This window comes from Pseudomonas sp. YuFO8 (assembly GCF_035065025.1).
GTDB classification, from domain to species: domain Bacteria; phylum Pseudomonadota; class Gammaproteobacteria; order Pseudomonadales; family Pseudomonadaceae; genus Aquipseudomonas; species Aquipseudomonas putida_AE.
This window is the reverse complement of sequence record NZ_JAXDEQ010000006.1, coordinates 134,416-158,642: the sequence shown is the minus strand read 5'-3', so window position 1 is coordinate 158,642 and position 24,227 is coordinate 134,416. Positions and strand designations below refer to the sequence as shown.

The window sequence follows — 24,227 nt, the reverse complement described above, 5'->3', positions numbered from 1 at the left end:
TTCAGTAAGGTTGCGAGGATCGGCCCCCCAATGGCGTTACTGCCAAGGAAACTCTGCTGTCGCAAGGATTTTGGATAAGGGTTTGAACATTCAACCAGCGCATGCCAGCTCTACGACCGGCTCTGTATAGACTCCCCCGACGCCCTGAACGGCATTAACAGGCGACATTCGTAATATAGCTTAGCTCCCAAAAATAAAAAAAAAGATCGCCTGGTGGCGATCTTTTTTCCCGGCCTTTGGCCATCGAGTGCTCAACCTATCAGCCAATGGCCCAGTAACCCCAGCACGCCAATCGCCAAGATCGGCCGCATTGCCCGATACGCCTTGGGGTGACGGCGTTTCCACTGCTTGACCAGCCCGCTGAACCTGTCGCTGAACTGCTTGCTCCAGGCATAGGCCTGGTTGATCCCGCCCACCCGTTCATCCGCAAGGTTCTGCGGCGCGGTGGCGCGCCCCAGCAGGCGGCTGATCCAGCGGTTGATGCCGGTGATCAAGCGGTTACTGAGCGGCCGCTCGATGTCGCAAAACAGAATGACCCGGGTCTTGTCGGTTTGGTTCTTGACCCAGTGCACATAGGTTTCGTCAAACATCACGTCTTCACCATCACGCCAGGCGTAGGCCTGACCGTCGACAAAGATGCGACAAGCGTCGCTGTTGGGCGTCGACAGCCCCAGGTGGTAGCGCAAAGAGCCGGCAAATGGATCGCGGTGCGGATTGAGATGACTGCCCCCCGGCAGCAGGGCAAACATGGCCCCCTTGACGTTGGGAATCGCGCTGACCAGCGCTACGGTCTGCGGGCACAGCAACTCGGCCGAGGGCAAGGGTTGGTCGTACCACTTGAGGTAGAAGCGCTTCCAGCCCTTCTTGAAAAACGAACCGAAGCCGGCATCGTTGTTTTTTTCCGCGGCGCGGATGTACCCCTCATCGAACAGGTGCAGCGCTTCTTCGCGGATAACTTGCCAATTGTCCTTGAGCACATCCAGCTCGGGAAACCTGCTGCGGTCCAGGTAGGGTTTTGAAGGCACGCCGGAGAACAGATACATCAAGGCGTTATAGGGGGCAAACAGGGCCGAATGGTTGACGAACTGACGCAAGACCGGCAAGCGCGCCTTGCCACGCAAATGTACATAGAGGGTACTGCCCAGAAACAGCAGCAACAACGACGCTTTCGCGGCAACCGAAACGCTCATTTACAACTCCTTGATCGAAAATCTACGCAACGCCATTCCTCGACGCGGCCGTTGGCATGATAAACATTACCAATCGCGGGAAAAACCCGTGTAACCCGACATACAGTGTTAAGGAATGCGCAACAAAGCATGTCTTAACACAAGGTGCCTGAACGCTTGCTGATCCGCGTCAGGACACCTGATGAAGAAGGGAACTCCCTTCTCCATCCTCAAGCGTTCCCTTCCCCCTACTGCTGGTTCTCCTGCTCGGTAAACAGATCGCTGAACAGCATGCTCGACAAATAACGTTCACCGGAATCCGGAAGGATCACCACAATGGTCTTGCCCTGCATCTCCGGGGTCTCGGCCAGGCGTACCGCCACGGCCATCGCGGCGCCGCAGGAGATGCCGCACAGGATGCCTTCTTCCTGCATCAAGCGCAGCGCCATGGCCTTGGACTCCTCGTCGGTGACCAGCTCCACCCGGTCGACGATCGACAGGTCGAGGTTTTTCGGCACGAAACCGGCACCGATGCCCTGGATCTTGTGCGGGCTCGGCTTGATTTCTTCACCGGCCAATGCCTGGGAAATCACCGGTGATACCGCTGGCTCCACCGCCACCGAGACGATCGGTTTGCCCTGGGTATTCTTGATATACCGTGAAACGCCGGTAATGGTTCCGCCGGTTCCGACACCGGCCACCAGGACATCCACCGCGCCGTCGGTATCGTTCCAGATCTCGGGCCCGGTGGTTTTTTCGTGGATGGCGGGGTTGGCCGGGTTGTCGAACTGCGCCGGCATGAAAAAGCGGGCCGGATCACTGGCGACTATTTCCCCGGCCTTCTCGATCGCGCCTTTCATGCCCTTGGCCGGCTCGGTCAGCACCAGTTCCGCCCCCAGCGCCTTGAGTACCTTGCGGCGCTCGATGCTCATGGATGCCGGCATGGTCAGCATCAATTTGTAGCCACGGGCGGCGGCAACGAAGGCCAGGCCGATGCCGGTATTGCCGGACGTCGGTTCGACGATGGTCATGCCCGGCTTGAGCCTGCCTGTGCTTTCGGCGTCCCAGATCATGTTGGCGCCAATCCGGCACTTGACCGAGTAACCGGGGTTGCGCCCCTCTATCTTGGCCAGGATGGTAACGCCACGCGGCGCGATACGGTTGATCTGCACCAACGGCGTGTTGCCGATGGAATGGGCATTGTCAGCGTAGATACGGCTCATGGCTGGGTCCTTAACGACAGCATTGAAATAGGGCATCAAGGTAAGCCTCTTGCCCCTGGGCGTCCAGTCAGGTCGAACGTCCGGATGTAACCGCAGTCAATGGCTTTAGAACGTCAGAGAATTACCACCATGAAACGTCGATACCGCTGGCCGTTGTGGAGCTTCGCCGGCCTCCTTGTGTTGCTGATTGCCCTGCACTTCGCCCTGCCCTACCTGGTGCGCGACTACCTGAATGACCGGTTGGCGAACATGGGCGATTACCGTGGCCAGATCACCGACGTGGACCTGGCCCTGTGGCGCGGTGCCTACAAGATCAACGGCCTGAAAATCGTCAAGGTCGAGGGCAAGGTGCCTGTGCCCTTCGTCAATGCGCCGCTGATCGATCTCTCGGTCAGTTGGCATTCGCTGTGGTACGACCACGCAGTGGTCGCCCAAGTGACGTTCCTCAGGCCCGAGGTCAACTTTGTCGACGGCGGGGCCAACAAACAGAACTCGCAAACCGGCGAAGGCACCGACTGGCGTGCCCAACTGGGGAAATTGCTGCCGATCACCCTGGATGAAGTGCGGATCGACGATGGCAAGATCAGCTTTCGCAACTTCAATTCCAAGCCACCGGTGAACATGAATGCCACCAAGGTCGACCTGAGCATCTACAACCTGACTAACGTGGTCGATGCCAAAGGCAAACGCGACGCCCGCTTCGAAGGCAAGGCGCTACTGCTGGGTCACGCGCCCCTGGAAACCACGGCCACCTTCGACCCCCTGAGCAACTTCGAAGATTTCGAATTTCGCATGCGGGCCCGGAACATTGAGCTCAAACGCATGAATGACTTCGCTTCGGCCTACGGCAAGTTCGATTTCAATGCCGGCCATGGCGACGTGGTCATCGAAGCCAAGGCGAATAAAGCCAAACTGACTGGCTATATCAAACCGCTGCTGCGGGATGTCGACGTGTTCAACTGGCAACAGGATGTGGAAAACAAGGACAAGGGGATCTTTCGTTCCATCTGGGAGGCTATCGTCGGCGGCTCGGAAACCGTGCTGAAAAACCAGGGCAAGAACCAGTTTGCCACCCGGGTCGAGCTCAGCGGCAACGTCCATCAAAAAGATATCAGCGCGTTCCAGGCGTTTTTGCAGATTTTACGCAATGGTTTCATCCAGGCATTCAATGCGCGCTATGAACGACCCAAGCCGGAGGCCGATTAATTTTTACGCGTGACAGTGTAACGCCCGGTGTCTTCGGCTGCCCGTAGCGGATTGGCTTGCTGTTGCAGGAAATCCCATCCCAGGCAGGCCAGGGCCAGTGACCGCGGTACCGCCTCTCGGCCACTGCTGTAGCGACTGATGCTGCGGGCGCTGACGCCCAACGCCTCGGCGGCCTGATTCAGCGGCAATCCGGTTCGAGCGCGCCAGTCGATGAAAATCCGGGTATTTTCGTCCGACGCGTTTTGCGCCAGCGCATCCAGGTACAGGGTGTCGGCACCGATCTGGATGTCCAGCTCAGGCCACTCCACGCACCAGCCATCGTCACCCAGCATGGCCCCCTCGAACGCACTGCCACGCAAAGGCTGCAGGCCGGCAAAAACCTGCAGGTCGCGACTCAGGTCCAGGGTCAGTTGTTGACCGTCGATGAACGTCAGCGCCAGGCGATAATCCGGCAGTACTTCCACTGCTGATAGTCGTGGTCGCTTCATGGGTAACATCGTTTCCAATCCTCCAGCAATTGCGCCTGATGGGCTCTGATCCACCCGAGCGCTTCCTTGATAATCAACGGCGGTGCCTTGCCTGCCATCACTTCGACGGTTTCCAGGCTCAGCATGACATCCAGCCCGCCACCGGTCAGGTGAACGTGGGGCGGCGGGTGATCCTTCTCTCGCAGCGGAATGCGATACGTATCTCGAAATCGGTATTTAGTAGACATGCCCGGCAAGCTATCGCCAAAATGGCGATATCTCAATACTGGCCAGCCGCCGAGACTGAGTCAAGATGTGACGCTCCATTCAGAGACTGAATAAGCCGTCTGCGTTCACAGCCGACCGGACACCGCGTTATAGTCGGGGCTGACCATTTTATTGCACCTTTTATTGCACCTTTCATTGCACCCCTGCGCCCTGCCTCGCTCAGGCCGGCGTTACCGTTCGAGGATTAGCAGATGAAGTTCGAAGGCACCCAGGCCTACGTCGCCACCGATGACCTGAAGCTGGCGGTCAACGCCGCCATCACCCTGGAGCGGCCGCTGCTGGTCAAGGGCGAACCTGGCACCGGCAAGACCATGCTCGCCGAACAACTGGCCGACTCCTTTGGCGCCAAGCTGATCACCTGGCACATCAAGTCCACCACCAAGGCTCACCAGGGCCTCTATGAGTACGACGCGGTCAGCCGCCTGCGCGATTCGCAGCTCGGCACGGAAAAGGTCCACGACGTTCGCAACTACCTGAAAAAGGGCAAGCTCTGGGAAGCCTTCGAATCCGAAGAGCGGGTCATCCTGCTGATCGACGAAATCGACAAGGCCGACATCGAGTTCCCCAACGACCTGCTGCAAGAACTCGACAAGATGGAGTTCTACGTCTACGAGATCGACGAGACCATCAAGGCCAAGAAGCGCCCGATCATCATCATTACCTCCAACAACGAGAAAGAGCTGCCGGACGCCTTCCTGCGCCGCTGCTTCTTCCACTACATCGCGTTCCCGGATCGCACGACGATGCAGCGGATCGTCGACGTGCATTACCCGGACATCAAGAAAGACCTGGTCAGCGAAGCGCTGGATGTGTTCTTCGACGTGCGCAAGGTGCCGGGCCTGAAGAAAAAACCATCGACTTCAGAACTGGTGGACTGGCTGAAGTTGCTGATGGCCGACAACATCGGCGAAGCGGTGCTGCGCGAACGCGATCCGACCAAGGCCATCCCGCCGCTGGCCGGCGCTTTGGTGAAGAACGAACAGGACGTGCAACTGCTGGAGCGTCTGGCGTTCATGAGCCGTCGCGGCAGTCGATAAGAGGCTGATGCCATGCTGCTCAACCTGTTCAATGAAATGCGCGCAGCCAAGGTGCCGGTCTCGGTGCGCGAGCTGCTGGACCTGATCAACGCGCTGAAACAGCGCGTGACCTTCGCCGACATGGACGAGTTCTATTACCTGTCCCGGGCGATCCTGGTGAAGGACGAAAAGCATTTCGACAAGTTCGACCGGGCCTTCGGGGCCTACTTCAATGGCCTGGAAAAGCTCGACGATCACCTCCAGGCCCTGATTCCGGAAGACTGGTTGCGCAAGGAGTTCGAGCGCTCGCTGACCGATGAAGAACGGGCAGCGATCCAGTCCCTTGGCGGCCTCGACAAGTTGATCGAAGAATTCAAGAAACGCCTGGAAGAACAGAAGGAACGCCATGCCGGCGGCAACAAGTGGATCGGCACCGGTGGTACCAGCCCGTTCGGTTCCGGCGGTTTCAACCCGGAAGGCATTCGGGTCGGCGATGCCGGCAAGCGCCAGGGCAAGGCCGTGAAAGTCTGGGACCAGCGCGAGTACAAGAACCTCGACGATTCAGTCGAGTTGGGCACGCGCAACATCAAGGTCGCCCTGCGCCGCTTGCGCAAATTTGCCCGCCAGGGCGCGGCGGAAGAGCTGGACATCGATGGCACCATCGACCACACCGCCAAGGATGCCGGCTTGCTGAACATCCAGATGCGACCGGAGCGGCGCAATACGGTGAAGCTGTTGCTGCTGTTCGACATCGGCGGCTCGATGGACGCCCACGTGAAGATCTGCGAAGAGCTGTTCTCGGCCTGCAAGACCGAATTCAAGCATCTGGAGTACTTCTACTTCCACAACTTCATCTATGAGTCGGTGTGGAAGAACAACATGCGTCGCACTTCCGAACGCACCTCGACCATGGACTTGCTGCACAAGTACGGCGCCGACTACAAAGTGATCTTCATCGGTGACGCCGCCATGGCGCCCTACGAAATCACCCAGCCGGGTGGCAGCGTCGAGCACTGGAACGAAGAAGCCGGTTATGTGTGGATGCAGCGGTTCAAGGAGAAGTACAAGAAGCTCATCTGGATCAATCCGTATCCGAAGGACACCTGGGGTTATACCTCGTCGACCAATATTGTGCGGGATTTGATTGAGGACCAGATGTATCCGTTGACCCTGCGGGGGTTGGAGGAAGGGATGCGGTTTCTGTCCAAATGATCGGGTGACGGTCTAAAAGATCGCAGCCTGCGGCAGCTCCTACAGAGATCGGTGTAGGAGCTGCCGCAGGCTGCGATCTTTTGATCTTCAAACAGTAAAACGGTGCAAATACTCGACCTGCTCGCGATGGGCGACATCCTGCACCACCGGTTTCAACCGCACCTGCGCCCCCGGCAGACACTGCGCCAGCCGCGCCAACGCCAACGGCGTCAACGCCCCCAGCCGCGGATAACCGCCAATGGTCTGCCGATCATTGAGCAGCACAATCGGCTGCCCGTCCGGCGGCACCTGCACCGCCCCCAGCGGAATACCTTCGGAGATCATCGGTTTTCCCTGGTACTGCAAAGCTGTGCCCAACAAACGAATGCCCATGCGATCGGCACGGCTGTCCAGGCTCCAAGTGCTGTTGAACGCATCGAACAGGCTCTGCCCGCTGAATTCACCGATCTGCGCACCGAGCACCAGGTCCAACGGGGCCTTGAGGTTCAGGTCCGGCCGCTGGTCTGCGGTCAACTCTCGCAGCAACATCACTGAGTTACCCGAATAGCTCAAGCACGCGCCTTTGCCCAGCGCACGCCCCATGCCATCCAGTCCGCCCAGTTCCTCACGAACCACCGTAGCGCTGCTACCCAACACCTTCGGCGCATCGAAGCCACCCGGCGCGGCCAGATAGGCTCGGGCGCCAAGCAATGGCTGGGTGAATTGCAGACGCTGGCCCTTTTGCAGCCTGAAGCTGCGCCACGGTGCCAAGGGTTCACCGTCCACGTGCGCGCCAAGATCGGCCCCGGCCAGCGCCAGCACGCATTCGTCCTCGGCCACTACGGTGAACCCGCCGAGGGTGATTTCGATCACCGGCGCATCCAGCCCGTTACCCAGCAACCAATTGGCCCAGGACATTGAACGCCAATCAGCCGCGCCACCCTGGGTCACGCCCAGGTGCCGCACGCCAAAACGACCAGCGTCCTGCAACAGGCACAGCGGCGTACTCGCTTCAATCGTCAGACGGCTCATGCCTGGGCCTCCAGTGGCGTGTCGTCACCGCCCAAATTGATGAACTCGGCACGGCCGACCGCTTCGAAGCGCACGGTGTCGCCCGGTTGCATCAGGCTGTAGCCGTCTCGGTTGCGGTCAAACAATTTGGCCGGCGTGCGACCGATCAGGTTCCAGCCGCCCGGCGATACCACTGGATAGGCGGCCGTCTGCCGTTCGGCGATGCCGACACTGCCCGCAGCGACTTTCTTGCGCGGTGTATTCAGGCGCGGTGCGGCGAGTACTTCTTCCACCAGGCCCATGAAGGCGAACCCCGGGGCGAAGCCCAGGGCGAACACCTGGTATTCACGCCCGCTGTGACGGCGGATCACCTCTTCCATCGCCAGCCCACTGCGTTGCGACAACAGGCTCAATTCCGGACCGACACTCAAGTCGTACCACACCGGCAGCACATGGCATTTGCCGCGAGTACGCGCGTTGGGCGACAAGTCGATCAACGCCTCGGCGATCAATTCCCGGGCCTGCACCGGATTCAGCGCAGTCAGGTCGTAATGCACCATCAAGGTTGTGTAGGACGGCACCAGATCGATCAGCCGGTCACCGAACGCTGCCCGCAGGCTTTCGCTGGCGGCGAGCATCCACGGCATGTTGGCTTCGGCGATCTCATCGAACAGACGCACCATCAGGCAATCGAGCGCGACCACTTCTACCCGCAGTTTCATGACGCGCCCTGCTGGTTCAAGGCTTCACGGATGCGCCGCACGGCGGCCACCGAGCTGGCGTTGTCGCCGTGCACGCAGAGGGTATTGGCCTGCAGGTGCAGGGCGCTGCCGTCACTGGCGGTGAGGTGATCGCCACGGGCAATGATCAACGCCTGCTCGATGATTTTCTCCGGTTCGTGATGCACCGCCCCCGGCAGTTGCCGCGACACCAGCATGCCGGCGCTGTCGTAGGCGCGGTCGGCGAAGGCTTCGAACCACAGGGTCACGCCGTATTCCTCGCCCAACTGCTGCGCGGCGCTGTTGTCGCGGGTGGCCATCAGCATCAACGGCAGGCTGCGGTCATAGGAAGCCACTGCTTGCAGGACGGCGCGCAGCTGAGCCGGGTTGGCCATCATGTCGTTGTACATGGCGCCGTGGGGCTTGACGTAGCTGACCCGACCGCCCTGAGCCCGGCAGATGCCGTCGAGGGCGCCGATCTGGTAATGCAGGATGTCCTGCAGTTCCTGGGTGGCATAGGCCATGGAGCGGCGGCCGAAACCGACCAGATCCTGATAGGCCGGGTGGGCCCCGATCTGCACGCCGTGGCTGAGGGCCAGGCTGACGGTCTTGCGCATGATGCTCGGGTCGCCGGCATGGAAACCGCAGGCGATGTTGGCGCAATCGATGAAGGGCATGACTTCGGCGTCCAGACCCATGGTCCAGTTGCCAAAGCTTTCGCCAATGTCGCAGTTCAATAGCAGGCGGCTCACGCTGAACACTCCTGTAGGCTTTATTCTTTTTAGCTGTGGGACATATCCGTATGACACGCCCGCAGATTACCAGTTACTGGGCGTCGAGTTGCTTGCCACGGGTTTCCGGCAAGCTCAGGGCCGCGAGGATCACCACGCCGTAGGACACCGCCGCAAAGGCACCGATGCCGACGCTCAGCGGCACCGTCTGGCTGAGCAGGCCGATCAGCAGCGGGAACAACGCCGCCAGCGCGCGGCCGATGTTGTAGCAGAAGCCCTGGCCCGAACCCCGAATGCGCGTCGGGAACAACTCGGTCAGGAAGGCGCCCATGCCACTGAAGATACCCGAGGCAAAGAAGCCCAGCGGAAAGCCCAGCCACAACATCACACCATTGCTCACCGGCATTTGCGTGTACAGCAGCACAATGGTGAAGGAGCCGACGGCGAACAGGATGAAGTTCTTCTTGCGGCCGAGGATGTCGGTCAGATAGGCGCTGATGACATAACCGACGTAGGAACCGACGATCACCATCGCCAGATAACCGCCGGTACCGAGTACGCTCAAGCCGCGTTCGTTCTTCAGGAAGGTCGGCAGCCAGGAGGTGATGGCGTAGTAGCCGCCCAGGGCACCGGTGGTCAGCAACGAAGCGCGAATCGTGGTGAAGAGCATGCCGGGCGCGAAGATCTCGTAGAACTTCGACGGGTTGCTGGGTTCCTGTTTGGCTTTGGCTTCGCGGTAGATTTCCGGGTCCTTGACCAGGCGGCGGACGAAGATCACGAAAATCGCCGGCACGATGCCGAGGATGAACAGCGCGCGCCAGGCGTCTTCCGGCGGCATGATCGAGAACAGCAGCGCGTACAGGATCGCGGTCAGGCCCCAACCCAGCGCCCAGCCCGATTGCACCATGCCAACGGCCTTGCCGCGGTCCTGGGCACGAATGACTTCGCCGATCAGCACCGCACCGGCGGTCCACTCGCCGCCGAAACCAAAGCCCATCAGGGTCCGTGCAATCAGCAGTTGTTCGTAGTTTTGGGCGAAACCGCAGAGGAAGGTGAAGAAGGCAAACCACAGTACCGTCAGTTGCAAGGTGCGCACACGACCGATGCGGTCGGAGAGAATCCCCGCCACCCAGCCGCCGATGGCCGAAGCGATCAGCGTGCTGGTGTGAATTAGCCCGGCCTGGCCGGTGGTGATGCCCCACATGGCAATCAGGGTCGGCACCACGAAGCTGAGCATCTGGGTGTCCATGCCATCGAGGCCATAGCCGATCTTGCAGCTCCAGAAGGTGCGGCGTTCCTGCTGATTGATGTTGCGATACCAGTCGAAAGGTCCCGGGCGAGCCGTGGCTTTCGGAATGGCGGTGGTGTCGGGCGCACTCATGGCAAATCTCCGCGCTGATTTTATTGGTATTGTTCTGAGCTCCGACGACGCCTATCGTGGGAACCGGATGTGTCGATTTTTGGACGCGCCAGCGCTCTGCGTCCAACTAATAAAAACCTGCCCTAGCCATAAGAAAAACTTGATCACATGAACCTGAAGTTTCTCGAGACCTTCGTCTGGGTCGCCCGGCTCAAGAGTTTCCGCCTCACCGCCGACAAGCTTTTCACCACCCAGGCGTCGATTTCCAGCCGCATCGCCGTGCTCGAAGGCGAGCTTGGGGTGAAGCTGTTCCTGCGCGACTCACGGGGCGTGAGCCTGACGCCGGAAGGCTTGAAAGTGCTCGAATACGCCGAGCAGATGATGGACACCATGCAAGCGCTCAAACAGTCGATCGAGACCCGCTCCTGCAAGGCCGGTCGCGTGCGCATAGGCGTGATGGACACGGTGATCCACACCTGGCTGAGCCCGTTGGTGGCGCAGATGACCGATCATTACCCGCTGGTGGAAATCGAACTGGTGGCCGATACCTCGCTGAACCTCTGCGATCAACTGCAAAAAGGCTTTCTCGATGTGATCCTGCAAACCGACCTGCTGCGCCAGGAAAGCGTGCGCAGCCTGGAACTGGCCAGCCACCCCATGGGCTGGATCGTCGCCAGCAATTCACTCTACAACCGCGACTACTCAGGCATCGCCGACCTGGCCAATGAGCGGATCATTACCTACTCGAAAAACTCCCATCCCCATCAGGAAGTGCTCGCGCTGATGCAGGCCAACGGCGTCATCGCGCCTCGGCTGAACTGCGTGAACTCGGTCTCGGCGATCACCCGCCTGCTGCGCGACGGCTTTGGCATCGGCGCATTGCCACCGGTGCTGGTGGCCGAGGAACTGGCGCGGGGTGAATTGACCTTGCTGGACATCGACCAGCGACCACCGGACCTGCAAGTGGTGGTGTCGTGGCGGGTGGGCGTGGAATGGGTCGAGGAGATTATGGCGTTGTGTCAGCAGGTGCTGGAGGGCTATGCGCGCCGGGTGGGGGAGAATTACATCGTTTTGCAACGTTGACCTGTAGGAGCTGGCTTGCCAGCGAAGGCGCAATGCCTGACACACCGCATCACTTGATTCGCTGGCAAGCCAGCTCCTACAACCCGCGCAAATCCCGCTCTTCGATCGGCCGGCTCTGGCGCAGACGCTTGCCGCCCAACACCACCCAATCGATCAGGCGGAACAGGCACTCGATCCCGAACGACAGCAGCAACGCCCCGCTCATGCCCCAGATCATCGCCTCCGGGGTCAGCAGGATCTGGTAGCTGTAGCCATTCCAGGTTTCCTTGCGAATATCCGGATCAGCGGCCAGCACCACTTGCAGGAAGCGGATGTACCACGGCCCTTGCATCGCCTGGAATTGCTTGTCCAATGCCACCTGGCGGCTCAGCAGGTTGCCCAGGCTGTCGGCGTCGCTGCGAAAGATCGGGTCTTCACTGGCACGATAGTGGGCGACCAGGGCCTGCATGTCGCCCTTGAAGAATTGATTGGCTGTGTTCTGGAACCCGCTCAACCCGGCCTGCGCTTCGATCAGGTGGGCTTCGACCCGCTTGGCGTAATCATTGATGAACCCCGGCACCTGGACACCGATCAACAGGCCCGCCGCGAACAACACCAGCCGTAGATAACTGAGCAACATGGGGGATGATCCTTATTCGGTCCTGCCCTGGCTGACGCATTCGCCGCGTCGCCACAGGCTCCATTGGCCTGGCTCGTAGCGGGTCCAGGTTTCATTTTCGGTCAAAGGCTCGGTAGCAATCACCGTGACCACATCGTTGGGCGTGGTTTCGGCCTGGAAGTCGACGATCACATCGACGTCCTTCAGGCGCGCCGGGCCGAACGGGGCACGACGGGTGATCTGCGCCAGCTTGGTCGAGCAATAGCAGAACAGCCAGTCGCCATCGCTGAGCAGGCAGTTGAAAACACCCTTGCTGCGGTATTCGGCGCAGGCGGCGACCAGGTCCGGTAGCAATTCCTCGACCTCCACCGGCTCCGGAAACGCTGCCCGCACGCGGTTGAGCAAGTCACAGAACGCCGCTTCGCTGTCGGTATCACCAACCGGGCGATAGAAGCTGGTCGTGGGTTGAAAATCCGCCAACTGGCCATTATGGGCGAAGCACCAGTTACGCCCCCACAACTCGCGCACAAACGGATGGGTGTTGGACAGGCAGACCTTGCCGACGTTGGCCTGGCGGATATGCCCGATCACCACTTCGCTCTTGATCGGGTAGCGTTGCACCAGGTTCGCCACTTCCGACTCGCAGCTCGCCGCCGGGTCCTGGAACAGGCGCAAACCCCGGCCTTCGTAAAAAGCGATGCCCCAACCGTCACGGTGCGGCCCGGTACGCCCACCACGCTGCATCAGCCCGGTGAAGCTGAACACGATATCGGTCGGGACATTGGCGCTCATGCCCAATAACTCACACATGCATGGACTCTCGCTTCATGGCAGGGGCACGGTTACAGACGGGGTTCGACGCGCATCCGCTGGGGATTGCCCGGCACAGGCGGACGACCGTAACGATCATCGCCGGCACCGCCGAAGGGGTGATCCTCGTCCGGTTCGTCGGCACGAAGAGCGGCCTGGGTGGCGGCGGCCTGTTCCTTGCGGGCCCTGGCGCCACGTTCGAGGATAAAACGCGCCCCGGCGAACACTAGGTAGATGCCAAAAGCGATCATGCCGTACATGAACAGGTCGGAAATCGCCCGCCATGCGTTGTTGCCGACCTTGAACAACAGGTCAAGGGCCGTGATGGCAAGGGCCGGGGCCACTTTTTCCTTCACCGGGTCGATGATGGTCGGGCTGAACAGCAGTACCGCCACCAGTAAACGCAGGGGCTCGCGCAGCCAGCGCCACATCCAGCGGGTGATCCGCATCCACACCAGCAGGCAGCCCAAAGCGGCAAAGGCGTAGAGGCCCCAAGCGATCAGATAGTCGTTCTCGGTCATGGTGTCCATGGCAAGGCAGGCAAAGAGGCGCTTATGATAACGGCTTTTCGTCCATCAGGCTCTTTCATGTAGGAGCTGCCGCAGGCTGCGATCTTTTGATCTTGAAAAAACAAGATCAAAAGATCGCAGCCTGCGGCAGCTCCTACAGGTTGCGCCCCCCCTATTCAGTATCTTGTTCGAGAGACCTTCATGCCCCTATCCGCCAACGTTTCCGACGCCCCGATTGCCCGCAAGGCCGAAGGATCCGACCCGTACGCCTGGCTGCAGGAGCGCGACAGCGCAGCGGTGCTCGACTACCTCAAGGCTGAAAACAGTTATCAGGAGGCGCAAACCGCCGATCAGGCCGGGTTGCGCGAAACCCTGTTCGAGGAGATCAAGGGCCGGATTCTCGAAACCGACCTGTCCCTGCCCTCGCCGTGGGGACCCTACCTGTATTACACGCGCACCACGGCCGGTGACGAATACGCCCGTCACTACCGCTGCCCGCGTCCGGCCGACGACAGCCTGGTCCTTGATGAAAGCCGGGAGCAACTGCTGCTGGACCCGAATGAACTGGCCCAGGGCGGCTTCTTTTCCCTCGGCGCGTTCAGCATCAGCCCCGATCACCAGCGCCTGGCCTACAGCATCGATTCCACGGGCGACGAGATCTATACGCTGTTCGTGAAGGAATTGTCCGACGGTCGCGTCAGTGAGCTGGAGTTCCAGGACTGCGACGGCAGCATGACCTGGGCCAACGACAGCCTGACCCTGTTTTTCGGTGAGCTGGACGACACCCATCGCCCGCACAAACTGTTGCGCTATCGCCTGGACGGCACGGCGGCCGAAGAAGTGTTCCATGAAACCGACGGCCGCTTCTTCATGCACTGCTACCGATCGAGCTCCGAACAGCAATTGCTGCTGTCGGTGGGCAGCAAGACCACCAGCGAAGTCTGGGTGCTGGATGCCAATCACCCGCAACGGCCCTTTACCTGCGTCGCGCCGCGCCAGGAAAACCATGAGTATGACCTTGACCACGGCGCGCTCGACGGCCAATGGACCTGGTTCATCCGCACCAATCGCGACGGCATCAATTTTGCCCTGTACACCGCCGTCGACAGCGGCATGGCGCCGACCGAAGCCGACTGGCAGAACCTGATCCCTCACAGCGACACGGTGATGATCGATGGCATGAGCCTGAACGCCGGGGCCATGACCCTGAGCCTGCGGGTCGGCGGCTTGCCGGTGATCGAAGTTCACCCCCAGGACCTGCCGAGCTATCGGGTGCAACTGCCGGATGCCGCCTACAGCCTGCACGTGCAGAACAGCCTGGAATTCGTCAGCGAGCGGATTCGCCTGCGCTACGAAGCGTTGAACCGTCCGGCGCAGATCCGCCAACTGGAACTGGTCAGCGGTGCGCAGCAGGTGCTCAAGCAAACCCCGGTACTGGGCCCGTTCGACGCCGACGCCTACGTCAGCCAGCGCCTGTGGGCCACGGCGCCCGATGGCACGCAAGTGCCGATCAGCCTGGTGATCAAGCGCGAAGCACTCGGCAAGCCGGTTCCGCTTTACCTGTACGGCTATGGCGCCTATGGCGAAAGCCTCGACCCGTGGTTCTCCCACGCGCGCCTGAGCCTGCTCGATCGCGGCATGGCGTTCGCCATCGCTCACGTGCGCGGCGGTGGTGAACTGGGCGAAGCCTGGTATCGCGCCGGCAAGCAGGAGCACAAGCAGAACACCTTCAGCGACTTCATCGCCTGCGCCGAACACCTGATCGCCAATGGCCTGACCACCGCGCCACAACTGGCGATCAGCGGCGGCAGTGCCGGCGGCCTGTTGATCGGGGCGGTGCTTAACCAGCGACCGGAGCTATTTGGCGCCGCGATAGCCGAGGTACCGTTCGTCGATGTGCTCAACACCATGCTCGACCCGGAGCTGCCATTGACCGTCACCGAATACGACGAGTGGGGCAACCCTGAAGAGCCGGACGTGCACGATCGGATCAAGGCCTACGCGCCGTACGAAAACGTCCGCGCCCAGGCTTATCCGCCGACCCTGGTGATCGCCGGCTACAACGACAGCCGTGTGCAGTATTGGGAAGCGGCCAAATGGGTGGCGAAATTACGCGCCACCAAGACCGACGACAACCCGCTGCTGCTCAAGACCGAACTGGGCGCGGGGCATGGCGGGATGAGCGGTCGCTATCAGGGATTGCGTGACGTAGCGCTCGAATATGCATTTTTGTTCAAGGTATTGGGTGTTGCCTGAGGAACTTGGCGCGGTGCTCCGGTCTTAATGCCGGACACCGCAAGCCGATTCAACACTGACCCACCTGTGGGAGCGGGCTTGCTCGCGAAGGCGATTTTTCAGTCAACCTATGTGTTGAATATTTTGGCCTCTTCGCGAGCAAGCCCGCTCCCACAGGGTTCCGTACAACAAAAAAGACCGCCCGATATGTCAGAACCCACCTTATTGAACAACGAAATCCGCAACTGGCTGATGGACTGCGGCCTGTTCAACCAACTGCTGCCGGCGGAATTCGCCGCGGCTTCGGGCTATTTCAGCCTCAGCACCATTGTCCAGGGCGAAGAAATCTTCCACGAGGGCGATGCCGGCAGCTTCATGTGCATCATCCATACCGGCCAGGTGGCGGTGCAGAAGACCACCAGCGACGGCCAGCAGGTGACCATCGCGACCCTGCGCAGCGGTCGCTCGTTCGGCGAAATGGCCGTACTCGACGGCGAACGCCGTTCGGCCAGTTGCGTGGCGGCGAGCAACTGCCAGTTACTCAACCTGGGCAAGGATTCGCTGGAAAAGATGCTCAACGAGGCACCGAAAATCGCCGCCAAGATCATCCGCGCCCTCGCCGTCTCGCTCTCCAAACGCTTGCGCATGGCCGATGGGCAACTGCTGTCGCAGCAGGTCTAACCGCCGGGCGACTTGACCTTCGGCGGGTTCTGCTCGATCCCCGGCACCGGCTGGTCCTTGGTCGGCGGGCTCGGCATCTCGATCGGCACCAAGGGTGGCCCGCCACTGCCCGGGCCTACTTTCGGCAGGGGTGCCGGGCTGATCTGCGGATACGGCGTGGGCGTTGCGGTGCCCGGCGAACCGGGCATTGGCGCGGGACTGATCGGCATGGTCTGCAACTGCTGGGCCTGCACTGCAGTTATCGAGAGCGCGGTCAGGGCAATGGCCGTTAGAATGGTGCGCTTCATCAATGGCTCCGTTGGCCTTGTGGTCGATTGCAGGCTACTCCCAACTGCGCCGGTTTGCCTTCCCCTGTGCTGCCATTTTTCCTCAAGTGAGCCCCATGAAACGTTTTGTTCTGCTCGATACCGCCCCTATTCCCGAGAACGGCGGTGCCCTGTGCCTGTTCGAGTACGGCGAGGATTTCGTCATCAAGATCCAGGGTGGTGACGGCGGACAATTGATGAATACGCGCATGCACGGCTCCGAGGATGCCCTGGCCGAGATCCCCTGCCGCAAGGTCGCAGGAAGACCGAACTCGCGGGTGTTGATCGGTGGCCTGGGCATGGGCTTCACCCTCGCCTCGGCGCTCAAGCACCTGGGCAAGAGCGCTGAAGTGGTGGTCGCCGAACTGGTGCCCGGCGTCGTGGAGTGGAACCGCGGGCCGCTGGGCGAGAAAGCCGGCAACCCGCTGCAAGACCCGCGCACGGTGATCCGCCTGGAAGACGTGGCCAAGGTCCTGCAGGCAGAGCCGCAAGGTTTCGACGCGATCATGCTCGACGTCGACAACGGCCCCGAAGGCCTGACCCAGAGAGCCAACAGCTGGCTCTACTCCGCCGGCGGCCTGAGCGCCTGCGCCAAGGCCCTGCGACCAAAAGGCGTGCTGGCGGTCTGGTCGGCCAGCGCCGACCGGCAGTTTTCCGACAAACTGAAGAAAGCCGGTTTCAAGGCCGAGGAAGTGCAGGTCTTCGCCCACGGCAACAAGGGCACCCGCCACACCATCTGGATTGCCGAGAAGCTCAAGGGCTGAGCTAAACTGCGTGTATACCGTCATTAGTCATTCAACAAAGGTGAACCCATGAGTTCGTCCACCCCGACCAACACTTCGAAGCTGGACCGCATCCTGGCCGATAACCAGCGCGACAAGGAAATGGGCTATCGCGACAAGGCCCTGAAGATGTACCCGCACGTGTGCGGCCGCTGCGCCCGTGAATTTTCCGGCAAGCGCCTGAGCGAACTGACCGTGCACCACCGCGACCACAACCACGACAACAACCCCCAGGACGGTTCGAACTGGGAATTGTTGTGCCTGTACTGCCACGATAACGAACACTCGCGTTATACCGACCAGCAGTATTTCGGCGAGGGCTCGCTGAGCACGCCAAAAATCGCCAAGGCGACGCACAACCCGTTTGCGGCGTTGGCGGGGTTAATGAAGAAGGACGAATGATCTTCACCGCCTGACCCGGCCTCATCGCCAGCAGGCTGGCTCCCACACTGGATCTCTGGTGCACTGAAAATCCCCTGTGGGAGCCAGCCTGCTGGCGATGGCGGCCGCGCCTGCACCGTCAATCTCCAATCTGACCGCAGCTCCTCAATCCCCGTATAATCGCGCTTTTTCCTGAAAGGCGCTTCGCTCGTGGCAGACAAACGGTACAGCTGCATTGGTTTGTATAACCCCAAATCACCGGAGAACGTCGGTTCGGTGATGCGCGCCGCTGGCTGTTACGGCGTGGCGTCGGTGTTCTACACCGGCAAACGTTATGAACGCGCCGCCGACTTCGTCACCGATACCAAGCGCGTCCACTACGACATCCCGCTGATCGGCATCGACGACCTGAAGAAAATCCTGCCCCTCAACTGTGTTCCCGTTGCCGTGGAACTGGTCGACGGCGCCCGCCCGTTGCCGGAGTACACCCACCCGGACCGCGCGCTCTACATCTTCGGCCCGGAAGACGGCTCGCTGGATAAAGAGATCCGTGACTGGTGCGAAGACGTGGTCTACATCCCGACCACCGGCTGCATGAACCTCGCTGCCACGGTCAACGTCGTGCTCTACGACCGCATGGCCAAGGGCCTCAACACCCGCTCGGGGCCGAAATTCCGCTGAATCGCCGCACATCCGATGGAACAAGTGGCCTGCTCCGGCAGTCAGCTTATCTATCCACTACTCAAGCCTGGAGTCAGATCATGAGCGAACTCAAACGCGTAGAGCGCATCGAATCCACCCCGTTCCAGACCCCTTCCGAGCAGAATGTCCATGGCTGGGAACGCATCGGTTCATTGGCGGGCGGCGTGGTCATGGTCGGCAAGGGCTTGCGTCGTGGCGGCCTGTTCGGCCTGATTCAGGTGGCCATCGGCGGCGTGGCCCTGGCCCGTGGCATCACCGGGCACAGCTCGGCGAAAAGCCTGCTGGAAAAAAGCCGTCAGGACATGAACAACGTGCGGGCGAAGATTCAGCGCGCGGGCGAAGAGTTGAACCGGCTGAAAGCCAATGCCGAGGCAGCGACCAACACCGCGACCGTCACCGGCAACGATTCCTTGAAGTCGCCTAAAACCGGGGTTTGATCGGGAATTTGCGCTAAGGCTTATGGCCTCATCGCCAGCAGGCTGGCTCCCACAGGGGATCTTCTTTGTTGCACAGATTGTGTGAACAACGAAGATCACTGTGGGAGCCAGCCTGCTGGCGATGGCGGTATTACTGAAGCAACCCGGTATCCAGGACCTTGGAAGACTCACCAAGCACGCTCTCACTGAGCTGTACGAACTCCTTGGTATCAATGCTCCCCAGATGCATCGCCCCGCGCAGCACATCATCCAGCGAACGCTTGTTGCGCGTCTTCAGGCGAATCTCGCGATCCAGCTCCTGTAGCATCAACACCGCCTTGGCCACCTGCGCAGCATTGATCTGCTCGCCGCGTAAGGTGGTGACTTTCTGGCTGTCCTTGACCAGCTTCCCGTGCAAGCCCTCATACCGCTCATCACTCATGCCACCGGCCCGGCGCACCAGTTCGATGGCGTAGTATTCGGCAAAACCTTCACTGATCCAGTCGCTGCGCTGCTGATCGTTGATTCGCCCGAACACCTGGGCCAACTCGCGCACAACCGGGCTGGTCCCGCTTTCGCTGACCAGCGGCAGGCGACTATTCAGGTAGATCGATTCGTGCGCCGACAGGCTGCCGCGCCACATCGGATCGTTGGCGCCGACAATCAGCAACTTGGTCGGGTGACGAGGAAACACCGCCTGTACCTGGGGCCAGACAAACGTCAGCAGCGTCAGCACATCCATGCGCCGCATGCCCTGGCCACGCGGTGAAGCGACGGTGACTTCGGTTTCGCCCAAGCGGGTGCGACGGCTGCCGAGGTGCCCGGCGAGCATCCAGCCTGTGGGCCGATCGAACAGCCGGGAAACGTTATCGATGCGGAACTTGTTCTTGCCGATGCGCGGCCAGGCGGTTTCGACGCTTTGCCAGCCAGTGGGCAACTCGAATTCAAGGCGTGAAACCAGCTCGATGCCGTCCTGCTGATCGAGCCTGGCCGGCGGCACCAGATCGTCACCGCGCATCAGCGCCCAGGTCGGAGTCATGCGGGTGTCGAAGCTGCCGCTCTTGCGCCCGTGACTGATCTTTACCCGCCAGGTCAGGCTGGCCTTTTCGGCCGCCGGGCGCCAAACGCCGCGGGCCGGCTTGCCCTCGGTCAGCTGCCATTGGCCGTCGGCCTTGAAATCGCTGTAGTGGCTGCCGTCGCCGAGCTCGAAATCCAGGCTGCGGACCGCCGCGCCCTGGGCCAGGGTCAGGCGTACTTCAGCCTGGTCGCTTTGCGGCAGCAGGCGCACGTGGTAATCCAGATCGACTTTCTTCGCCGCCCAAACGGGCGCGCTCAGGGCGCACAACCCAACGACCAGCGCCCGCCGCCATCCCACAGCCATACACACTCCTTCGTGAAACCTTGACCTGCGCTGCGCTTAACCTGCGCGGAAAATCAGATGGTCTTCCCAATCCTCTTCGGCCACGCTGCCTTCGGCGAGCATGCGCCCGGACTGGGAAATACGTTCGTGGTGCACCGCGTCGCGATCACCGCACACCAGGTGATGCCACAGCGGCAGGTCCTTGCCCTCGCTGACCAGGCGATAGCCACAGGTCGGTGGCAGCCATTTGAACTCGTCGGCCTTGCCTGGTGTGAGCTGGATGCAATCCGGCACCGAGGCGCGACGGTTGGGGTAATCGCTGCACTGGCAGGTTTTCAGGTCCAGCAGTTTGCAGGCGATGCGCGTGTAATAGACGCTGTTGTCGTCTTCGTCCTCGAGCTTTTGTAGGCAGCACAGGCCACAGCCGTCGCACAGCGATTCCCATTCCTGCTGATCAAGTTGATCGAGGGTTTTGCGTATCCAGAACGGTTCTACTTTGGCGGCCATGGTTCGAGCATCGACATCAGGTGGTGAAAAGGCCGCCAGTCTAGTGCCCGTAGCCCCGCGGGCCAAGCATTGGCGACTGCCGGTAGAACACGCTTGTCAGTTATCGCGCCGCCAAGTAGGGTTTTGCGTCGCTCCCACTTTCAAACGTAGCCAGGAATCTCTTGATGAGTGCCAACCCACGCGTTGCCGATTATGTCATTCACCCTCAGTTCACCGATCGCTGGTCGCCCCGCGCCTTCACCGGCGAAAGCATTCCTGAAGAAACCCTGCTGAGCTTCTTCGAAGCCGCGCGCTGGGCACCGTCGGCGTACAACTCGCAGCCTTGGCGGTTTCTCTATGCGCGTCGCGATACGCCGAACTGGGAGCGTTACCTGGGCCTGCTGAATGAATTCAACCGCAGCTGGGCGCAACACGCCTCGGCACTGGTGATCGTGATCTCGAAAACCACCTTCACCGCGCCTGGCGCCAGCGAAGAGACCCCGGCGCTGTGGCACACCTTCGACACCGGTTCCGCCTGGGGCCACCTGGCGCTGCAAGCCAGCATCAGCGGCTGGCACACCCACGGCATGGCCGGTTTCGACCAGGAACTGACCCGCAAGGAGCTGAACATTCCCGAAGGCTACGCCCTGCACGCGGCCGTGGCAGTGGGCAAATTGGGGGATAAAGCGACGCTGGCGGATTACCTGCAGGCGCGTGAAGAGCCGAGCCCGCGGCGTCCGTTGAGCGAGTTGGCGGCTGAAGGCGACTTCACCCTCTAAGCCACAACGCATATCTACTGTAGGAGCCGAGCTTGCTCGCGATAGCGGTGTCACAGTCAACGATGATGTTGAATGTGATGGCCTCTTCGCGAGCAAGCTCGGCTCCTACAGGTTTAGCGTCAACTCAGTATCCGCGATTGAAATCCACTTCCCCGCGCAACGCTTCACCCGCCTGATACGCCCGCAGGTTCGCGACAAACAGCTCCACCATCAGCGACGGTGAGGTGGGCGCCGAGCTGTGGCCCGTCAGCAGCAGGCCGAAGGCCGTCCAGAACGGATGCCGTTGCGGCAGCGGCTCCTGGCGACAGACGTCGATCACGGCGCCCACCAGATGGCCTTCCTTCAAGGCTTCCACCAGATCCGCATCCACCACCGCCACACCGCGCCCGACGTTGATGAACAAGCCGCTCGGCTTGAACTGCTTGAACAGCGCCGCATCGTAGATATCGTGGGTGTTCGGTGTATTTGGCAGCAGGTTGACCACATAATCCACTTCACCGACCAAGCGTGGCAGATCCGCCAGCGAACCGACTTCGATAAAGGGGGCCTGCTCACGGGCCTCACTGGCGATGCCATACAACTGCACACCAAAAGGCACGAGGAACTGCGCCACCGTCTGCCCGATATCACCGGTGCCGACGATCAATACCTTGCGCCCCGCCAGGCTCTGGCCATGACGACTGTCCCATTTGCGCTCGACCTGGCTGACCAGCCGCGCCAGCACTTCACGTTCGTGGCCGAGCATGTAGGTGAGCACGTATTCGGCCATGACCTGACCGAAAATCCCCACCGCGCGGGTCAGGCGATAGTGCCGAGGCAAGCCGTCGGCCAGCAGCGGCGTGATGCCCGCCCAGGTCGACTGCAGCCATTGCGGCTGATGGCCCTGACGCAGCAGGGTCGCCAGCAGGTCGGGCTGGCCGAGCCAGACCGGGCAATCGGCCGCCAGGCGTGCCAGTTCGGCGGAATCGCCGCTGGTCAGTACTTCCACATCAGGCGCCGTCTCTTGCAACAGTCGGGCGTACACCGGGTGGTCGTGTTCAGCAATCAGGACGCGCATGCTTCAAACCTTTCGAAAAACAGTGCAGACGGCCGCCGACAGAGTCCTGCTCCGTCCGTGCGGCCATCGCCAAAATCATTCCAGTGTTGATCAAGGCTTCGAACCGAAGCCCGTCTATCGATCACATGGGATCGTTGCGTCGCAGCAATTCTTCCGGCAAGTGTTCGATGTATTCCTCTTCCGCCGGCGGCATTTGCAGGTGGTAGCCCTGCTTTTCGAGGTTATCCAGCACGACGGTGATGTCCTCGCGCGACAATTTGCGCTCGGGGCTCAACACCAGGTCGAACGCGTGGATCGCTTTGCCGAAGGCGGCCATCAAGGGTTCCGGTACACGCTCCAGGGCATCGCTCTTGAGCACATAGAGGTACATCTCGTTTTTCTTCGAACTGCGGTAGATCGAGCAAATACGTTTCAAGGCTGTTCTCCGGCGGTGGCCAGGCTGTCGAGCAGCGCCTGGCCCATCAATTCGCGGCGCCAGCCACGCAATGAATCAGGCAATTGGTAGGGACCATTGGGGAAGCCGCTCTTGAGCAAGGCTTCCAGGGTTTTCTTGCGCAGCATCACCTCGGGCGCGATGTTCAGGCGTTCGCCCTCGGCCTGGCCGATGGCCTTGAGCCGCTTGAGCAGCGCGGCGGCGTCCACCGGCAACGGCTCAGGCACGGCGGGCGGCCATTGCTCCGGCGACACACTGCCAGAGCGCTTGATCAGATCAAGCAGAAACTCGCCGTCCTGACGCACGGTACGCGGGTGCATGTCTTCGATTTTCGCCAGTGCACCGAGGTTGTCCGGCTGGGTGCGCGCCAACGGCCACAGCGAATGCTCGCGGATGATGCGGTTGCGCGGCAGGTCGCGGGCACGCGCCTCCTGCTCGCGCCAGGCGCACAGCTCACGCAACACGGCGAGTTGCGCGCGGGACAGCTTCCAGGCCAGCTTGGCGTCGCGATAGACCTCATACGGGTCGATCTCGCGGCGCAGGTTGGCCACCAGCTCCGCTCCGTCTTCCAGGACCCAGGCGTATTTGTCGTCTGACAGTTGCGGGCGCAACTTGACGAAGACTTCCGCCAGGTGCACGGCGTCTTCGGCGGCATAGCTGATCTGGGTTTCGGAAAGCGGACGTTGCAGCCAGTCGGAACGGGTTTCGCCCTTGGGCAGGTCGATGCCCAGCACTTCCTGCACCAGCCGCGAATAGCCCATGGAGAAACCCAGGTTCAGGTAAGCGGCGGCCAGTTGGGTATCGAACAGCGGCGCCGGCAGGCTACCGGTCAGGCGCAGCAGGACTTCGAGGTCTTCGCTGCACGCATGGACAACCTTGACCACCGCCGGATTTTCCAGCAAGGCGGCCAATGGCTGCCAGTTGTCGATGGTCAGCGGATCGATCAGGTAGGCACGTTCGCCATCGCCGACCTGCAGCAGGCCTGCGATCGGATAGAAGGTGTCGACCCGCATGAATTCGGTGTCGAGGGCAACGAACGGCAGCTGCTGCCACTCGGTGCAAAACCGACCGAGGCTTTCGTTGTCGCGAATCCAGTGAATATCGATGGCCACACGGCTCTCCCTTGAAGAATGGCGCGCAGTATATATCGCCCTCGACGATTTCCGCGCATTCACTGAACAAGAGCTTTAGCGAAAATGCCTTCCTGATCGTAAGAATAGTCCGGCAAA

28 protein-coding genes are annotated in these 24,227 nt (G+C 61.0%); 11 read left to right on the top strand and 17 right to left on the bottom strand.

Annotated elements, in window-relative coordinates; all coding sequences use genetic code 11:
- Positions 1–251 precede the first annotated feature (251 nt).
- Together SOP95_RS08135 and cysK are read right to left on the bottom strand one after the other, a co-directional pair.
- On the bottom strand, positions 252–1,190 hold the full coding sequence (locus SOP95_RS08135) for an aspartyl/asparaginyl beta-hydroxylase domain-containing protein (RefSeq protein ID WP_323606766.1): 939 nt from the start codon (positions 1,188–1,190) through the stop codon (positions 252–254).
- A 227-nt stretch (positions 1,191–1,417) separates the two neighbouring features.
- The gene (cysK, locus tag SOP95_RS08130; protein ID WP_274073553.1) at positions 1,418–2,392 is read right to left on the bottom strand and encodes a cysteine synthase A; all 975 of its coding nucleotides are present in this window, start codon (positions 2,390–2,392) and stop codon (positions 1,418–1,420) included.
- A 99-nt stretch (positions 2,393–2,491) separates the two neighbouring features.
- Here cysK and SOP95_RS08125 point away from each other — a divergent pair, with 99 nt between their 5' ends.
- Entirely contained in the window at positions 2,492–3,598 is a 1,107-nt protein-coding gene (locus tag SOP95_RS08125) for a DUF748 domain-containing protein (protein ID WP_442967734.1), read from the top strand.
- On the opposite strand, the gene SOP95_RS08120 is transcribed toward SOP95_RS08125, so the two are convergent.
- Together SOP95_RS08120 and SOP95_RS08115 are read right to left on the bottom strand one after the other, a co-directional pair.
- On the bottom strand, positions 3,595–4,095 hold the full coding sequence (locus SOP95_RS08120) for a DUF2442 domain-containing protein (protein ID WP_323606765.1): 501 nt from the start codon (positions 4,093–4,095) through the stop codon (positions 3,595–3,597). The genes SOP95_RS08125 and SOP95_RS08120 overlap by 4 nt on opposite strands.
- Positions 4,083–4,313: a DUF4160 domain-containing protein gene (locus SOP95_RS08115; protein WP_323606764.1), complete on the bottom strand. Its 231-nt coding sequence runs from the start codon at positions 4,311–4,313 to the stop codon at positions 4,083–4,085. The genes SOP95_RS08120 and SOP95_RS08115 overlap by 13 nt, the downstream gene beginning before the upstream one ends.
- A 231-nt stretch (positions 4,314–4,544) precedes the next feature.
- Here SOP95_RS08115 and SOP95_RS08110 point away from each other — a divergent pair, with 231 nt between their 5' ends.
- Together SOP95_RS08110 and SOP95_RS08105 are read left to right on the top strand one after the other, a co-directional pair.
- Complete coding sequence (locus SOP95_RS08110; RefSeq protein ID WP_008055443.1) at positions 4,545–5,390, top strand: AAA family ATPase; 846 nt, start codon at positions 4,545–4,547, stop codon at positions 5,388–5,390.
- 12 nt (positions 5,391–5,402) lie between these two features.
- Positions 5,403–6,581, top strand: coding sequence for a vWA domain-containing protein (locus SOP95_RS08105; protein ID WP_046816791.1), 1,179 nt, complete (start codon positions 5,403–5,405; stop codon positions 6,579–6,581).
- An 87-nt stretch (positions 6,582–6,668) separates the two neighbouring features.
- Here the strand turns inward: SOP95_RS08105 and SOP95_RS08100 are convergent, their stop codons facing one another.
- The 4 genes from SOP95_RS08100 to SOP95_RS08085 form a co-directional block, all read right to left on the bottom strand.
- Positions 6,669–7,592, bottom strand: a complete 924-nt coding sequence (locus SOP95_RS08100; protein ID WP_323606763.1) for a biotin-dependent carboxyltransferase family protein — start codon at positions 7,590–7,592, stop codon at positions 6,669–6,671.
- Positions 7,589–8,293, bottom strand: coding sequence for a 5-oxoprolinase subunit B family protein (locus SOP95_RS08095; protein ID WP_323606762.1), 705 nt, complete (start codon positions 8,291–8,293; stop codon positions 7,589–7,591). The genes SOP95_RS08100 and SOP95_RS08095 overlap by 4 nt, the downstream gene beginning before the upstream one ends.
- Positions 8,290–9,042: a 5-oxoprolinase subunit PxpA gene (locus tag SOP95_RS08090; protein ID WP_323606761.1), complete on the bottom strand. Its 753-nt coding sequence runs from the start codon at positions 9,040–9,042 to the stop codon at positions 8,290–8,292. Before SOP95_RS08090 ends, SOP95_RS08095 begins: the two co-directional genes overlap by 4 nt.
- 73 nt (positions 9,043–9,115) lie before the next feature.
- Positions 9,116–10,402, bottom strand: a complete 1,287-nt coding sequence (locus SOP95_RS08085; RefSeq protein ID WP_274073547.1) for an MFS transporter — start codon at positions 10,400–10,402, stop codon at positions 9,116–9,118.
- Positions 10,403–10,549: 147 nt separating this feature from the next.
- Between SOP95_RS08085 and SOP95_RS08080 the strand changes: the two genes are divergently transcribed.
- Entirely contained in the window at positions 10,550–11,464 is a 915-nt protein-coding gene (locus SOP95_RS08080; RefSeq protein ID WP_323606760.1) for a LysR family transcriptional regulator, read from the top strand.
- A gap of 76 nt (positions 11,465–11,540) precedes the next feature.
- On the opposite strand, the gene SOP95_RS08075 is transcribed toward SOP95_RS08080, so the two are convergent.
- From SOP95_RS08075 to SOP95_RS08065, 3 genes are read right to left on the bottom strand one after another with little or no spacing between them, the layout of a single operon-like run.
- Positions 11,541–12,083 carry a DUF2937 family protein gene (locus SOP95_RS08075; RefSeq protein WP_130906676.1) on the bottom strand — a complete coding sequence of 181 codons (543 nt, stop codon included), beginning with the start codon at positions 12,081–12,083 and terminating at the stop codon, positions 11,541–11,543.
- 12 nt (positions 12,084–12,095) lie between these two features.
- Positions 12,096–12,872, bottom strand: a complete 777-nt coding sequence (locus SOP95_RS08070; protein WP_274073545.1) for a class II glutamine amidotransferase — start codon at positions 12,870–12,872, stop codon at positions 12,096–12,098.
- A 32-nt stretch (positions 12,873–12,904) separates the two neighbouring features.
- Positions 12,905–13,402, bottom strand: a complete 498-nt coding sequence (locus SOP95_RS08065) for an MFS transporter (protein ID WP_323606759.1) — start codon at positions 13,400–13,402, stop codon at positions 12,905–12,907.
- Between the two features lie 180 nt (positions 13,403–13,582).
- On the opposite strand from SOP95_RS08065, the gene SOP95_RS08060 reads away from it, so the two are divergent.
- Entirely contained in the window at positions 13,583–15,637 is a 2,055-nt protein-coding gene (locus SOP95_RS08060; protein WP_323606758.1) for a S9 family peptidase, read from the top strand.
- Between the two features lie 186 nt (positions 15,638–15,823).
- Complete coding sequence (locus tag SOP95_RS08055) at positions 15,824–16,297, top strand: cyclic nucleotide-binding domain-containing protein (protein ID WP_323606757.1); 474 nt, start codon at positions 15,824–15,826, stop codon at positions 16,295–16,297.
- On the opposite strand, the gene SOP95_RS08050 is transcribed toward SOP95_RS08055, so the two are convergent.
- Positions 16,294–16,584: a hypothetical protein gene (locus SOP95_RS08050; RefSeq protein ID WP_274073540.1), complete on the bottom strand. Its 291-nt coding sequence runs from the start codon at positions 16,582–16,584 to the stop codon at positions 16,294–16,296. The genes SOP95_RS08055 and SOP95_RS08050 overlap by 4 nt on opposite strands.
- Positions 16,585–16,679: 95 nt before the next feature.
- On the opposite strand from SOP95_RS08050, the gene SOP95_RS08045 reads away from it, so the two are divergent.
- From SOP95_RS08045 to SOP95_RS08030, 4 genes are all read left to right on the top strand, one after another.
- Positions 16,680–17,366 carry a spermidine synthase gene (locus SOP95_RS08045; protein ID WP_046816779.1) on the top strand — a complete coding sequence of 229 codons (687 nt, stop codon included), beginning with the start codon at positions 16,680–16,682 and terminating at the stop codon, positions 17,364–17,366.
- A gap of 48 nt (positions 17,367–17,414) precedes the next feature.
- On the top strand, positions 17,415–17,786 hold the full coding sequence (locus SOP95_RS08040) for a YajD family HNH nuclease (protein ID WP_110966870.1): 372 nt from the start codon (positions 17,415–17,417) through the stop codon (positions 17,784–17,786).
- Positions 17,787–17,975: 189 nt separating this feature from the next.
- Complete coding sequence (locus SOP95_RS08035) at positions 17,976–18,446, top strand: RNA methyltransferase (RefSeq protein WP_046816778.1); 471 nt, start codon at positions 17,976–17,978, stop codon at positions 18,444–18,446.
- A gap of 80 nt (positions 18,447–18,526) precedes the next feature.
- The gene (locus tag SOP95_RS08030) at positions 18,527–18,904 is read left to right on the top strand and encodes a YgaP family membrane protein (RefSeq protein ID WP_274073539.1); all 378 of its coding nucleotides are present in this window, start codon (positions 18,527–18,529) and stop codon (positions 18,902–18,904) included.
- Between the two features lie 130 nt (positions 18,905–19,034).
- Here SOP95_RS08030 and SOP95_RS08025 read toward each other — a convergent pair whose 3' ends face one another.
- Positions 19,035–20,264 (bottom strand): hypothetical protein, encoded by a 1,230-nt coding sequence (locus tag SOP95_RS08025; protein WP_323606756.1) that lies wholly within the window; start codon positions 20,262–20,264, stop codon positions 19,035–19,037.
- A gap of 36 nt (positions 20,265–20,300) precedes the next feature.
- Complete coding sequence (locus SOP95_RS08020) at positions 20,301–20,750, bottom strand: YcgN family cysteine cluster protein (protein ID WP_020797823.1); 450 nt, start codon at positions 20,748–20,750, stop codon at positions 20,301–20,303.
- Positions 20,751–20,914: 164 nt separating this feature from the next.
- On the opposite strand from SOP95_RS08020, the gene SOP95_RS08015 reads away from it, so the two are divergent.
- Positions 20,915–21,508, top strand: coding sequence for a nitroreductase family protein (locus tag SOP95_RS08015; RefSeq protein WP_274073537.1), 594 nt, complete (start codon positions 20,915–20,917; stop codon positions 21,506–21,508).
- Positions 21,509–21,632: 124 nt separating this feature from the next.
- Here SOP95_RS08015 and SOP95_RS08010 read toward each other — a convergent pair whose 3' ends face one another.
- From SOP95_RS08010 to rnd, 3 genes are all read right to left on the bottom strand, one after another.
- Positions 21,633–22,565 (bottom strand): D-2-hydroxyacid dehydrogenase, encoded by a 933-nt coding sequence (locus SOP95_RS08010; protein WP_274073536.1) that lies wholly within the window; start codon positions 22,563–22,565, stop codon positions 21,633–21,635.
- Between the two features lie 121 nt (positions 22,566–22,686).
- Positions 22,687–22,980, bottom strand: a complete 294-nt coding sequence (locus SOP95_RS08005; RefSeq protein WP_274073535.1) for a YcgL domain-containing protein — start codon at positions 22,978–22,980, stop codon at positions 22,687–22,689.
- On the bottom strand, positions 22,977–24,110 hold the full coding sequence (gene rnd, locus SOP95_RS08000; RefSeq protein WP_323606755.1) for a ribonuclease D: 1,134 nt from the start codon (positions 24,108–24,110) through the stop codon (positions 22,977–22,979). The genes SOP95_RS08005 and rnd overlap by 4 nt, the downstream gene beginning before the upstream one ends.
- Positions 24,111–24,227 lie beyond the last annotated feature (117 nt).